The sequence below is a fragment of the Actinocatenispora comari genome, from assembly GCF_017312725.1.
Lineage (GTDB): Bacteria > Actinomycetota > Actinomycetes > Mycobacteriales > Micromonosporaceae > Actinocatenispora > Actinocatenispora comari.
This window is the reverse complement of record NZ_BOPO01000117.1, coordinates 76,005-88,622: the sequence shown is the minus strand read 5'-3', so window position 1 is coordinate 88,622 and position 12,618 is coordinate 76,005. Positions and strand designations below refer to the sequence as shown.

Genomic DNA, 12,618 nt, shown 5'->3' with positions numbered 1-12,618 from the left:
CGGTACCGGCGGGTCGGGCTCGGCGTGCGCGCCACGCGCCGCGCCGAGCGTGGCCAGCCGCGGCAGCCCGGCGGACGTACCGGAATCGGACCGCTCGGCTCCGCGCCGGGTACCGGCGGCGACCAGTACCGGCGCCGCGGGCCGGTCGTCCGTCGGGCGCTCCCGCGGCTCCGCCGGCGGCTCCTCCTCGGCGCGTTCCACCAGTTCGCCGGGCAGCAGCACGATCGCCGTGGTCCCGCCGTACGGGGAGGGGCGCAGCTGCACCCTGATGTCGTGCCGGGCGGCGAGCCGGGCGACCACGAACATGCCGAGCCGGGCGTCGTCGTTGAGCGCCAGCACGTCGAACGACGGCGGGTGCGCCAGCCACTCGTTGACCGAGTCGATGTCCGCGGTGGACATGCCCAGGCCGCGGTCCTCGATCTCGACCGCGAACCCCTTCGGTACCGGCTGGCCGGTGACGTTGACCCGGGTGTGCGGCGGCGAGAACGCGGTCGCGTTGTCGATCAGCTCGGCGACCAGGTGCACCACGTCGGAGATCACCGACCCGGCGAGCAGCGTGGTCGGGAACGGCAGGACGTGCACCCGCTCGTACTGCTCGACCTCGGAGGCGGCGCTGCGCAGCACGTCGAGCAGCGGCTTGGGCTCGGACCACACCCGGCCGGGTGCGCCGCCGCCGAGGATGACGAGGTTCTCCGCGTTGCGCCGCATCCGGGTGGCGAGGTGGTCGACCTTGAACAGGTCGTCCAGCGCCTCCGGCTCGGCGGCCTTGCGTTCCATCACGTCGAGCTGGCTGAGCTGGCGGTGCAGCAACGTCTGGCTGCGCCGGGCGATGTTGAGGAACATCGTCCCGGCGCCGGTGCGCAGCTCCGCCTGACCGGACGCCGCCTGTACCGCGGTGCGGCCGACCTCGTTGAACGCGTCGGCGACCTGGCCGATCTCGTCGGAGCCGGTGGGCAGCTTCGGTACCTCGGCGGCGACGTCGACGCTCTGCCCGTCGGACAGCCGCTGCACCACCGCCGGCAGCCGCACCCAGGCGAGGTCGCGGGCCGAGTCGCGCAGCGCGCGCAGCTGGCGGATCAGCGACCGGGTCAGCCGCCGCGCCACCAGTACCGAGATGACGATCGCGATCAGCCCGAGCAGCCCGGCCAACCCGAGCCGCAGGAAGATCACGTACGACGGGGCCTTCGCGTGCTGGCCGATCAGGTCGTACAGGTGCTGCTCGAACCGGTACTGCGCGGTCAGGCCACGCGCGTTCGCCTGCTGCCACTGCACCGCGTTGACCGGCACCGCGCTGTTCGGTCCGCCCTTGGTCACGGCGGACCTCTCCATCGCGGCCAGCTCGGTGAACGGCACCTTCGCCATCAGCGCCCGGTACTCGCGCAGGTCGGCGGCGGGCAGCGCGGCCGCGGCCACCTCGTACTGGTCCTGCTCGACCCCGACCGCCTGCACGTACAGCCGGTAGGTCTCGGCGCTGAAGTGCCCCTTGGCCAGCGCGAACGCGAGCACCGCGTCGGTACGGGAGCGCATCTCCCGGGCCCGCGACAGCATCGCCACCGCCCGCCCCTCGGCGCCGGTCTCGTCGTCCGGGAACGTGGTGATCTGCGCGTACAGCGGGTCGACGCCGTCGAGCAGCCCGGCGGTACCGGTCATCAGCTCGGTCGGCGACAGCGACCGGTGGTCCACCTTGCTGCGCAGGTCGGTCAGCCCGGCCAGGTCGGACAGCTCGGCCTGGGCGAGCGCGAGCATCCGGTCGGTGGCGACGCTGCGGAGCGAGTCGGACGACAACCCCGACCGGTACGCGGCGATCCGGCGGTCCACGACGCGTCGCGCGGCGGCGAGCTGCTTCTGGTGCGTCGCGTCCGGGCTGGCCAGGTAGACCATCCCGGCCCGGCGCTCGCCCTGCACCGCGATCACCACGTTGTCGACCGGCACGGACAGCTCGTTCAGCAGCCGGCTCTGGTTGTACAACCGGAACCCGTCACCGAGGGTCAGGTAGTTGGCGAAGCCCCAGAACAGAACCAGGCACACGATGGGCACCGCCACCAGCGCCACGAGTCGGGACCGAATCGACCAGGTGCGAACGCTCATCGACGGGGTGCCTCATCACTGTCTGCATTCTCGGTGGCGGCCTGTCCGTCGGCGACGCGCACCGCTGTTGACCTGCCGGACATTGCGGTCCGCACCGGCCCTGACGGGCCGGTGCCGTTGCGGTCGCCACCCGGCGGGCAAACACGCACATCGGAGACCATAACAGCCCAGCACGCCACGGCGGAGTCACGACCCCTGACCGACCGACCCGATCGTCGCGCCACTGTCGCCGCTGGAATCGCACACCGTGTCCGGGTGCCCACCATCCGCCCCGATCCCGGCCGAGCACTCACCGTACGTGGCCGTCCGCTCCGCCGTGCGTCGCTGCGCCGCGGTTCCGGCCCGCGGCTGTCATCCGGCCGGCAGCCCGCACTCGCGCGTGACCGCGGTGTGCGCGCCGTGTGCGCGGTGCCCGGCAGGCTGGCCTTACCTACGGAGAGGGGTGCGGCATGCACGACGTGGTGATCGTGGGGGGCGGGCCGGTCGGCCTGTTCGTCGCCGGAGAGCTCGGCCTCGCCGGCTGCTCGGTACTGGTACTGGAACGCGATTCCGAGCCGCATCCGGAGGCTCGGCGTCTCCCGCTCGGGCTGCGCGGCCTGTCGGCCGGTTCGGTCGAGGCGTTCCACCGGCGCGGCCTGCTGCCGTCCCTGCTGGCCGCGTCCGGCGTGGCCGGCGTGCCCGACGTGCCCGACCCGGACGAGCCGGCACCGCCCCGATCGGTGGCGCACTTCGCCGGTACCGCCCTCGATCCGGCCGACGTCGACCTGGCCCGGCTGCCGTACCGGCTGCCCGGCCCGGCCGCCGACGGCATCATGACCAGCCTCGACGCGGTCCAGACGGTGCTGGCCGAGCGCGCCGCCGCGGTCGGTGTCGAGATCCGCCGCGGCTGCGCGGTCACCGCGGTCCGGCAGGACACCGGGACGGTGACCGTACGGGCCGGCGACCACGAGTTCCGCGCCCGCTGGCTGGTCGGTTGCGACGGCGGCCGCAGCAGCGTGCGCCGGCTCGCCGGCTTCGACTTCCTCGGCACCGAACCGCGGTTCACCGGGTACGTGGCGGTGGCGACGCTGACCGACCCCGACGTGCTGCGGCCGGGATTCACGCTCACCCCGGCCGGCATGTACCTCACCATGACCGGCCCGGGCCACCTCGGTGTGCTGGACTTCGACGGCGGCGCGTACGACCGGTCCCGGCCGGTGACCCGGGAGCACCTGCAGGAGGTGCTGCGGCGGGTCTCCGGCACCGACGTCACGCTCACCGACGTACACCTCGCGTCCAGCTTCACCGACCGCGCGATGCAGACCAGCACGTACCGGCGGGGCCGGGTGCTGCTCGCCGGCGACGCCGCGCACATCCACTCGCCGCTCGGCGGGCAGGGGCTCAACCTCGGCCTCGGCGATGCGATGAACCTCGGCTGGAAGCTCGCGGCGACCGTGCGCGGGCACGCGCCCGACGGGTTGCTCGACACATACACCGCCGAACGCCACCCGGTCGGGGCCGAGGTGCTGGAGTGGTCCCGCGCGCAGGTGGCGGTCATGCGACCGGATCCGCACTCCCGGGCCGCCCTGGCCGTGCTGCGCGAGCTGCTGACGACCCGGGACGGCACCACCTACGCGTTCCGGCGCACCGCCGGCACCGAACTGCGGTACGACCTCGGCGGCGAGTCGCCGCTGGTCGGCCACGATGCGCCGGACTTCCGGCTGGCGGACGGTACCCGCCTCGGCGAGTTGCTGCGCGACGGCCGTGGCGTGGTCCTCGACTTCAGCGCGTGCGGGGACCTGCGCGACGCGGCGCTCCGGTTCCCCGACCGGATCCGGTACGCCGGCGGCCCGGCCCGCGACGACCTCGGCCTCGGCGCCGTACTCGTCCGGCCGGACGGCGTCGTCGCCTGGGCCGCCGACGGTACGCCGGACCCCGGCTCCTTCGACCGCGCCGCCACCCGCTGGTTCGCCACCGCCTCCGACGAGGCGATGGCGCTCCCCCGATGACCCGCTCGGACCGGCCGGTGCTCGAGCAAGGCAGTCCTCGGGGAAGGGCAGCGCTCGTGAACGGCAGTGCTGGCGAAAGGGCGGTGCTCGTGAAAGGCAGTGCTCGTGAAGGCGGTGCTCGTGAAGGGCGAAACTCGCGAGAGGCAGTGTTCGTGAAAGGGGCGCTCGTGGAAGGCAGTGAGACGGGCGGGCGCTGGATCGCCGCCTGGGGGACCGCACAGCAGCTCGCCCCGGCGCTCGACCTCGGCGGCGGGCCGGAGATGCCGGACGAGCCGCCCGCCGAGCCGGCGGCGCCGACCGAGCTCGGCGCGCAGACCGTACGGATGGTGGCACGGACCACCGTGGGTGGGACCGCCGTGCGCGTCGCCCTCGCGAACTCCTTCGGCCACCCACCGGTACGCATCGGGGCGGCGTACCTCGCCGGTCCGGGCGGCCCGGTGCCGCTCACCTTCGGCGGCCGGCGCGCCGTGGTACTGCAGACGGGCGCGCACCTGCACAGCGACCCCGTCGCCTACCGCGCGCCCGCACAGACCGACCTGACCGTGTCGCTGTACCTGCCGGACGACCGGGTCGCGACGACCAGCCACCAGACCGGCCTGCGCCGCGCCTGGCTCGCGCCGGGCGATCAGGCAGCCGAACCGACGCTCACCGACGCCACCGAATTCTCCTCGTACCTGTGGCTCACCGGCATCGACGTGCTCGCCCCGGACGGCGCCGCGACCATCGTCGCCCTCGGCGACTCGCTGGTGGATGGCATGGAGACCACCCCGGACGCCGACGCGCCCTGGCCGTCCGCGCTGGCTCGCCGGTTCGCCGCGGACCCCGGGCTGCCGCCCCGCGCGGTGGTGAACATGGGCATCGCCGGCAACCGGGTACTGCGCGAGTCCGCCGGCATGGGCGCCAGCGCACTCGCCCGCTTCGACCGGGACGTACTGGCCAGGCCGGGAGCGCGGTGGGTCGTCCTGCTGGAAGGCGTCAACGACCTGTTCTTCGGTCTGCTGCCGGGCACACCGGAACGCGAGCGCGCCGGGGCGGACGACATCGTCGCCGGCTACCGGATGCTGATCAGCCGCGCACACCTGCACGACCTGCGTATCGTCGGCTGCACCCTGCCGCCGGTCGCCGGTGCGCCGATGTGCCCGCCGGAGCTGGCCCACCAGCACCGGCGGCTGAACGAGTGGATCCGGGACGGCGGCGAGTTCGACGCGGTCGTCGACGTGGAGACGGCGCTGCACGATCCCGCCGACCCGGGCCGGATGCGCGCCGACCTGGTCACCGCGGACGGCGTCCATCCCAGCGACGCCGGCCACGCCGCCATCGCCGACGCGTTCGACCTGAACCTCTTCCGCCGCTGACGGACCCACCCGCCGCCGGCGCGCACCCCGGCCGGCACCGGCGCTGGACCGTCACCGGCACTGCCCGGGGCCGGCCGCGCCGCGCGGGCCGGGGAAACACGTCCACCGAGTGCTCGCCGCGTACCGGGTCGGCCGACCGGCACGGCGACGCGGACGGGGCTCGACGGGTCAGCCGCCCGCGGGTTCCGGCTCGGTGCGGTGGCGGGGCGCCAGCGCGAGCGCGACGAGTACCAGCAGGGCGGGGAAGGCGACCAGGTCGAGCAGCGGGTCCTGGTCGAGGATCGCGGCGATCGGCGCGGCCGACGGCAGCCAGTCTCCGCCGCCCAGCGCGGCGCCGACGGAGCGCGCGGCCTCGACCGACGACGGCAGCAACGCCAGCATCAGCACGCCGTAGGCGACGTAGGCGCCCCGGCTGCGTTCGGTGCGCCGGGAGAACCACCCGAACGCGAACCAGGCCAGTACCGCCGCGAGCACCCCGGCGCCGAGTCGACCGGCCCACACGAAGCTCGGCGTCGCCCGGAAGACCTGCAGGTCGAGGCCGAGGTACGGGCCGTGCCGCGACTCCTCCAGGGACGGCGTCGCACCGCCCTCGCCCGGCCCGGATGGCGAAAGCCTGTTGCGGGAGAGGTCCAGCAGCAACACGTACCCGCCCCTGCGGGCGACCAGCACCGGCCGGGTCCCCGTGCTGTACGGCCCAGGCCGGTCGTCCACCTGCCAGCCGTCCGCTCGCAGCCGCCGCCGGACGTGCGTGCCGCCACGGCGACCGGGGTGGTGGTGCGCCGCGCCGACTCCACCCAGACCGAGCCCACGTCGTACAGGTCGGAGTCCTCCACGCCAGGAACGGCATCGGTGGAGAACGGCCAGAGCGCGATCTCGGCCGGTACCGAGTGCCGGTGCCCGGACCAGCCGAACACGAAGTCGTCGCGCTGGGTCCAGAGCACGTCGCCGTCCATTGCGGTGGCCGCGATGCGGCCCGCCTCGGCGTTGGTCGGCAGCGGGCCGGTGCGCGCCTGCCAGGCCAGCCGGTACCCGATCGCCGAGGCGAGCAGCCCGACGAGGATCGCGGTGACGATCGACAGCGGTACCACCAGGCGGCTGCGGGGGCGGCCCAACCTGGCGCGCAGGCCACCGCCGACCAGGTCGACCGCGGCACGCACCGGCGGCAGCGGGTGCCCTTCCTCGGCGGCGTCCAGCATCGTGTCGACGATCTCGGCACCACGCACCCGCCGGTAGGCGCGGGGATAGGCGACGAGCAGTCGTCGGTACCGGCGGGCGAGTGCGGCCGGGTCCGGCATGGCGTCTCTCCTTGCCTGGGTCGGGGGGCTGGTGGCTCGCGCGGTCGATGCGGCGCCATCCGGGGCGCCGGAACGGCGGTCCGGTGCGATCGACGTTGCGGCGTCCCGGGCACCGGCTCGGCCCAGCGTGTGCGGCGGTCAGGGCATCCCGGGCACCGGGTTGGCCCGCAGCCGCGCCCGCGCGACGTGCGCGGCGCGGCGCAGCTGCTCGGCGCGTTCGCTGAGCGCGGCATGCCCGGCCGCGGTGAGCCGGTAGTAGCGGCGCAGCCGGCCGCCGACCCGCTCCTCCCGGTCCAGCTCGACGAGGCCTTCGGCGGTGAGCCGGTCGAGCGCGGTGTAGAGGGTGCCGGCGAGCAGGCTGGTGCGCCCGTCGGACAGCTCGGCCACGTCCTTGATCACGCCGTAGCCGTGTCGCGGTCCGGCCGCCAGCGCCGTCAGGATCAGGAACGTCGGTTCCCGCATCGTCGCCATGCCCACACCATATATCAATCACTTAGCTATTGGTGGGCCCGGCCACCGGCCCCGGCCGCCCACGTCCGGTCAGCGGTTCGACCGGCCGCCCGTTCACCCAGCGGGCGAAGGACTCCACGCCGTCCACGACCGCCTCGAACCGCGCCGAGTGGAACACGTCGAAAGCGTGCTGCGCGCCAGGCAGCTCGGCGTAGACCACGGCCCCGTTCGACACGCTTCGGAGCCGGTCGACGAAGTACCGGGCCCCCTCGACCGTCGCCAGCGCGTCCCTGGTGCCGTGCGCGATCAGGAACGGTGGCGCGCCGGGAGCGAGGTACGCGTACGGCTGGTTCACCGACGGCGGCACATCCGGCTCCGCGCCGAAGAAGTGACCGTAGTAGCCGTAGAGGCAGATCGCCGCGGTGACCGAGGTGTCGGCCGACTCGAATCCGGGCTGGTACTCCGGGTCGTTCGGGGTCAGCGCGCACATGGCCGCCATGTTCGCCCCGGCCGAACTGCCCGCCACGAACAGCCGGGACCCGTCGACGCCGTACTCGGCACCATGCGTACGAACCCAGGCGATGACCTTCTTGGCGTCGATCTGGTGGCCGGGGAAATCGGTCTGCGGCCGCAGGCGGTAGTTGGCGCTGATGCACACCCAACCCTGACTGGCCAGCCGGTACAGCAGCGGTCGCGCCTCGCGGCTCTTCGCTCCGCCGGTGAAGTGGCCGCCGTGGAAGTGGACGAGCACCGGCGCGTGTTGCGGGGTGTCCCGGCGGAGGTAGACGTCGAGCAGGTTCCGGCGCCCGGCGTCGCCGTAGCTGATGTTGCGGATCCGCGTCACGGGGAACCGGCGCGTCAGCCACCGCAGCAACAGGATGCGAGGCCAGCGCCGGCGTCGCGGCTCGCCCCGCCAACCGGTACCGAGTCCCTGGTCGAGGGCGCGACCGACCACCAGGTTCGCCCGCTGGCCGTGCCAGGCGGACACCGCCAGGAACGGGACGGTGGCGAGGGCCACCATCGCCGTCGCCATGCCCGCCGGTGACGCCAGATCGCCTTCCGCGGCGGCGAGCGCCGTGGTGGCCGCCGCGGCGAGCATGCCCAGGATGGGTACCTCGTTGAGGACCATGCCGGACCGGAAGCTCAGGGTCGCGAGCAGTCGGGGCCGCCGCGGCGCGATCACGGCGAAGAAGGTGCACCAGGTCAGGATCGCGGTCGACGCCACGTAGCCCAGTGGCACGTGCATGCTCGAAACCCCCGTCGAGTCGGCGAGCCCACCACGGCAACGCTCGCAACGATACGTATCGTTTCGCCAGAGCATGCCGGAGCGCCACCCGCAGGTCAAGACGCGACGTTTCGTTTCGCCTACGATGGGGGCATGCCCCAGGGGTCGAACGCGTCGCGGCGCAGCGAGAGCAGCCGGCGGGCGATCCTCGCCGCGACCGAGGAACTCTGCCGCGAGAGCGGCTACCGGCGGCTGACCATCGAGGCCATCGCCGCCCGGGCCGGAGTGGGCAAGACGACCATCTACCGGTGGTGGCCGTCCAAGGGGGCCGTCGTCCTGGAACTCCTCGACGAGGCCGCCGTGGTCGGCACGGCTCCCCCGGACACCGGCGACCTCGCCGCCGACCTGCGCAGCCTGCTGACCGAGGTCATCGAGCTGAGTACCCCGCAGGACAGCGCGCCGGGCGTCGGGTTGGTCGCCGAGGCCCTGCAGGATCCGGAGCTAGGCCGCGAGCTGCGCGAACGCCTCATCGAGCCGCGAATCGCCACCTTCAAGCAGCGGCTTCGCCGAGCCCAGGACACCGGCGAGCTCTCCCCCGACGCCGACCTCGACGTCGCCCTCGACCTGCTGTACGGCCCGCTCTACCACCGCCTGGCCCTGCACCTCGGCATGCCCGACCGCGCCCACCTCGACGCCCTCATCACCCACGTCCTCCGCGCCCTCACCCCGCCGCCCGAACACCCCCCCACCCCCTGACCCACCCGCCCCGCAGCGCCCGCCACCCCGGACAACCCGCCCCGGCAGACACCGCGCGCCAAGGGCAAACCCGCCCGGCAGACACCCGCTCCAAAGACCAACCTCGCCCGGCAGACACCGCAGCGCAGGGACAAGCCCCGACCGCCACACAGCACGGCGCAGGCACAACCCCCGACCGCACACAGCGCGACCCGAGAACAACGAAGATCGGCAGACCCCGCACCCCAAGAACGAACCGGGACCAGCGGAGGGGGGTGCCGGGGGGCGAAGCCCCGCCGGCGCGGGGCCTGGGGGCCGCGCCCCCAGAAAGCAGAAAGGCCGGAGGGCCCGCGCTTCCCGCGGGCACACTCCGACCACCGGCCGGTGGAGCTGAGGGGACTCGAACCCCTGACCCCCTCGTTGCGAACGAGGTGCGCTACCAGACTGCGCCACAGCCCCAGCGCGCAACAGCCTAGCAGGTGGGTTTTCCGGGTCGCCAACCGATACCGGCGGGTCAGAATCCGGCCGCGCGCGCCTGGTACGGGCGGCCGCGCAGGAACGGTGTGCCGTACGTGCCGTCGGCGAGTTCCGCCTCGGCGGCCCGGGCGGCGGCCAGCGCGGCGGCCCGCTCCTGTGCCTCGGCGGCTCGGCGGGCGGCGGCGAGCGCGGCGGCGCGGCGGCGACGGATGGCGCGGCCGCGCTCTGCGCGTTCCGCCCTGGCCTTCGCCTCGGCCAGCTGGCGCAGTCGTTCCCGCCGCCGGCGCGCCTCGCCGAGTGCCCGGTTGCGCAGGTGCACCACGTACGCGCCGAGCAGCAGCACGGTGCCGCCGGCGGCGACGAAGGACGCCGGTACCAGCAGGCCGACAGCGAGCTCGACGACCAGCACGGCGAGCAGGAGCACCAGGATCCGCCGACGGTGGTACCGCCACCAGCGGCGACGCTGGTCGGGGTCGAGTTCGGCGGCCGGCCGGCTGAGGATCGGCCGGGCCCGCAGCAGTTGCCCGAACGGGCTGCGGCGCAGCCGGCGCCAGGCGCGGCGGCGCCGCCGGATGCCGGCCGAGCGGCGGTACTGCCGCCGGTCCGGCCGCGAGGTGACGGACCGCCGGCCGCCCAACCCGGTCCGGACGGGCGCGGTGCGGCCGCCTGCGGCGGTCCGGGCGGACGTGGCGTGGCCGCCTGCGGCGGCCCGGGCGGACGTGGCGTGGCCGCCCGACGCGGTCCGGGCCGGGGCCGTGCGGCTCCCCCCGTGGACGTTGCGGGTGGGTGCGGTGGCCGGGTCGGCGACCGCGGTGTCGGGGGCGCGGCGCGGCGGGTTCACCGGGTGGTGTCCCGGCACGGTGCAGCGCCGGCGCCGACGGGTCACCACCCGTGCCGTGGACCACTCCCGCTCCGCGACCTGCCGCTCCGTGGTGTCGTACCGGCGGACCAAGGCCGGTGCGAGAGCGAGCAGGCCCGCCGCCGCCAGCACGGCGAGGAGCACCGATGTCGGCACCCCGTCACGACCCCCCTCGGTTCGTGATCACAAGCCGTTATCCGAGGTTACGGGTCGCTCGCCACATTTCCGCGGCGCCACACCGAACGCCTTACCTGGAGGTAACGTTCGCCGGACCTGCAGGTCAGTCCGCTCAGGCGGGGTTCTTGCGCTGGTGCCAGCGGCGGAGCAGGCCGCCGTCGGTGGCGACGTCCTCGGTGGTGATGGCGTACCCGAGGTGATCGCGCCAGCCGCCGGCGATGTAGAGGTACCGGTGGTGGTAGGCCTCCTCGCGGAAGCCGAGCTTCTCCACCACCCGCCGGCTCGGCTTGTTCTCGGGCCGGATGTTGACCTCGACCCGGTGCAGCCCGCCCTTGTCGAACGCGTGGTCGACGGCGAGCGCCAGGGCGATCGGCGTGATGCTGCGGCCCGCGTACCGGTGGTCGACCCAGTAGCCGGCGTAGCCGGAGCAGAACGCGCGCCGCACGATGTTGCCGATGGTCAGCTGGCCGACGAACCGGTCCTTGTAGCAGACCGCGTACGGCATGGTGCTGCCGTCGGCGGCCGAGGACCGCAGATCCTTGTGCACGAACCGGAACGCGCGGACGGTGTGCACGTCCTGCCAGCGGCCCGGCGGGTCGGGCTCCCAGGGTGCGAGCCACTGCTCGTTGGCCAACCGGACCTCGACCCAGGCCGCCGCGTCGGATCGCTGGTACGGCCGGAGCGTCACGTCGCCGTCGCGCAGCACGGCCGGCCAGCCTGGGTGTGCGTTCATCTCCGCCGATCGATCAGCAGTACGTCCACTGTGGACCCGGCCGCCGCGGTCGAGACGCGCTCACCCAACACGAGCAGTCCGTTGGCGTCGGCCAGGCCGGACAGAGTGTACGGCCCACCCGCCAGCGGCTGCACGGTATAGCCCCCGCCGCGGCGCTCGGACACCAGCGCGGGGCGGAACTCGCGCAGCCCGGCCGGCGAGGACAGCGTCTCCAGCAGGTGCGCCTTGATCGACGGGCGGAACACCGGCTCGGCGCCGGCCAGCCGCTGGATCACCGGCCGGACCAGCACCTCGAACCCGATCAGCGCGGTACCGGGGTCGCCCGGCAGGCAGACGATCGGCACCTCCTCCACGCCGACGGTGCCGAAACCGAGCGAGGAACACGGGTACACCGAGAGGTCGGTGAACGGGACGGTGCCGTCCCGGCCGAAGATGCGGCGCACCATGTCCCCGGGGCCGTGGCCGGTGCCGCCGGTCATCACGATCAGGTCGCTGCGCAGCGTCTGGTCCTCCAGCACCGCGCGCAGCCCCTCCGGGTCGTCGTCGCAGATGCCGATCCGGTACGCGAGCGCGCCCGCCTCGACCGCCGCCGCGGTCAGCGCGTGCGAGTTGACGTCGACGACCTGGCCGGGCGCGGACATCCGGCCGGTCTCCACCAGCTCGTCGCCGGTGGACACGACCACCACCCGCGGGCAGGGCCGGACCACCACGTGCGCGACGCCGGCCGCGGCGAGCAGCGCCACCATCGGCGCGGTGACCTGGGTACCGGCCTGCGCGACGACGGCGCCGGCGGCCAGCTCCTCGCCGGCCCGGCGGACCCCGTGGCCGCGCTTGGGCGACGCGTAGATCTCCACCGACGCCATGCCCTCGTCGGTCCAGGACGTGGGTACCACCGCGTCGGCGGCGGCCGGCATCGGCGCACCGGCCGCGACGGACAGGCAGGAGCCGGAGCTGACCCGTACCGGGCGCCAGGAGGCGGCGCCGACGTCACCGACCACGTTGAGCCGGACCGGGCGGTCCTCGCGGGCACCGACCACGTCGTCCAGCCGCACCGCGTACCCGTCGATCGCGGCATGGTCGAACGCCGGCAGCGGGCCGGGCGCCACGACGTCCTCGGCGAACACGTTCCCGTACGCCTGGGTGAGTTCCAGGTCGAGCGGGGGCAGCGGGCGGATCGCGGCGAGCACCTGCTGCAGGAAGTCCGCGAGGGGGGTCAGCGTGGCGGTCACCATGGCG

The 12,618-nt window shown here is 74.3% G+C and carries 11 protein-coding genes and 1 tRNA gene; 4 read left to right on the top strand and 8 right to left on the bottom strand.

Annotated elements, in window-relative coordinates; all coding sequences use genetic code 11:
- On the bottom strand, nt 1-2,088 hold a 2,088-nt coding region (locus NUM_RS28980; protein ID WP_207128129.1), incomplete at its 3' end, for a sensor histidine kinase.
- 449 nt (nt 2,089-2,537) lie between these two features.
- Between NUM_RS28980 and NUM_RS28975 the strand changes: the two genes are divergently transcribed.
- Nucleotides 2,538-4,076: an FAD-dependent oxidoreductase gene (locus tag NUM_RS28975; protein ID WP_207128128.1), complete on the top strand. Its 1,539-nt coding sequence runs from the start codon at nt 2,538-2,540 to the stop codon at nt 4,074-4,076.
- Nucleotides 4,077-4,243: 167 nt separating this feature from the next.
- Nucleotides 4,244-5,431: an SGNH/GDSL hydrolase family protein gene (locus tag NUM_RS28970; protein WP_225918920.1), complete on the top strand. Its 1,188-nt coding sequence runs from the start codon at nt 4,244-4,246 to the stop codon at nt 5,429-5,431.
- Between the two features lie 168 nt (nt 5,432-5,599).
- Here NUM_RS28970 and NUM_RS28965 read toward each other — a convergent pair whose 3' ends face one another.
- On the bottom strand, nt 5,600-6,142 hold the full coding sequence (locus NUM_RS28965) for a hypothetical protein (protein ID WP_207128127.1): 543 nt from the start codon (nt 6,140-6,142) through the stop codon (nt 5,600-5,602).
- Nucleotides 6,143-6,280: 138 nt separating this feature from the next.
- Here NUM_RS28965 and NUM_RS28960 point away from each other — a divergent pair, with 138 nt between their 5' ends.
- Complete coding sequence (locus tag NUM_RS28960; RefSeq protein ID WP_207128126.1) at nt 6,281-6,664, top strand: hypothetical protein; 384 nt, start codon at nt 6,281-6,283, stop codon at nt 6,662-6,664.
- A 200-nt stretch (nt 6,665-6,864) separates the two neighbouring features.
- On the opposite strand, the gene NUM_RS28955 is transcribed toward NUM_RS28960, so the two are convergent.
- Nucleotides 6,865-7,188 (bottom strand): PadR family transcriptional regulator, encoded by a 324-nt coding sequence (locus tag NUM_RS28955; protein ID WP_207128136.1) that lies wholly within the window; start codon nt 7,186-7,188, stop codon nt 6,865-6,867.
- A gap of 31 nt (nt 7,189-7,219) precedes the next feature.
- Nucleotides 7,220-8,422, bottom strand: coding sequence for an alpha/beta hydrolase (locus NUM_RS28950; RefSeq protein ID WP_207128125.1), 1,203 nt, complete (start codon nt 8,420-8,422; stop codon nt 7,220-7,222).
- A gap of 132 nt (nt 8,423-8,554) precedes the next feature.
- Between NUM_RS28950 and NUM_RS28945 the strand changes: the two genes are divergently transcribed.
- Entirely contained in the window at nt 8,555-9,157 is a 603-nt protein-coding gene (locus NUM_RS28945) for a TetR/AcrR family transcriptional regulator (protein ID WP_207128124.1), read from the top strand.
- 364 nt (nt 9,158-9,521) lie between these two features.
- On the opposite strand, the gene NUM_RS28940 is transcribed toward NUM_RS28945, so the two are convergent.
- From NUM_RS28940 to NUM_RS28925, 4 genes are all read right to left on the bottom strand, one after another.
- Nucleotides 9,522-9,595 (bottom strand) — tRNA-Ala (locus NUM_RS28940).
- Nucleotides 9,596-9,650: 55 nt separating this feature from the next.
- Nucleotides 9,651-10,628: a hypothetical protein gene (locus NUM_RS38005; protein WP_370467078.1), complete on the bottom strand. Its 978-nt coding sequence runs from the start codon at nt 10,626-10,628 to the stop codon at nt 9,651-9,653.
- A gap of 133 nt (nt 10,629-10,761) precedes the next feature.
- Nucleotides 10,762-11,382 carry a GNAT family N-acetyltransferase gene (locus NUM_RS28930; protein WP_207128123.1) on the bottom strand — a complete coding sequence of 207 codons (621 nt, stop codon included), beginning with the start codon at nt 11,380-11,382 and terminating at the stop codon, nt 10,762-10,764.
- Complete coding sequence (locus NUM_RS28925; RefSeq protein ID WP_207128122.1) at nt 11,379-12,614, bottom strand: molybdopterin molybdotransferase MoeA; 1,236 nt, start codon at nt 12,612-12,614, stop codon at nt 11,379-11,381. The genes NUM_RS28930 and NUM_RS28925 overlap by 4 nt, the downstream gene beginning before the upstream one ends.
- Nucleotides 12,615-12,618 lie beyond the last annotated feature (4 nt).

Bases quoted from the DNA above. Each gene is read 5' to 3' on its own strand.
- NUM_RS28945 (WP_207128124.1), top strand. From the start codon at position 8,555: ATGCCCCAGGGGTCGAACGCGTCGCGGCGCAGCGAGAGCAGCCGGCGG.
- NUM_RS28955 (WP_207128136.1), bottom strand. From the start codon at position 7,188: ATGCGGGAACCGACGTTCCTGATCCTGACGGCGCTGGCGGCCGGACCG.
- NUM_RS28950 (WP_207128125.1), bottom strand. From the start codon at position 8,422: ATGCACGTGCCACTGGGCTACGTGGCGTCGACCGCGATCCTGACCTGG.
- NUM_RS28925 (WP_207128122.1), bottom strand. From the start codon at position 12,614: ATGGTGACCGCCACGCTGACCCCCCTCGCGGACTTCCTGCAGCAGGTG.
- NUM_RS28975 (WP_207128128.1), top strand. From the start codon at position 2,538: ATGCACGACGTGGTGATCGTGGGGGGCGGGCCGGTCGGCCTGTTCGTC.
- NUM_RS28930 (WP_207128123.1), bottom strand. From the start codon at position 11,382: ATGAACGCACACCCAGGCTGGCCGGCCGTGCTGCGCGACGGCGACGTG.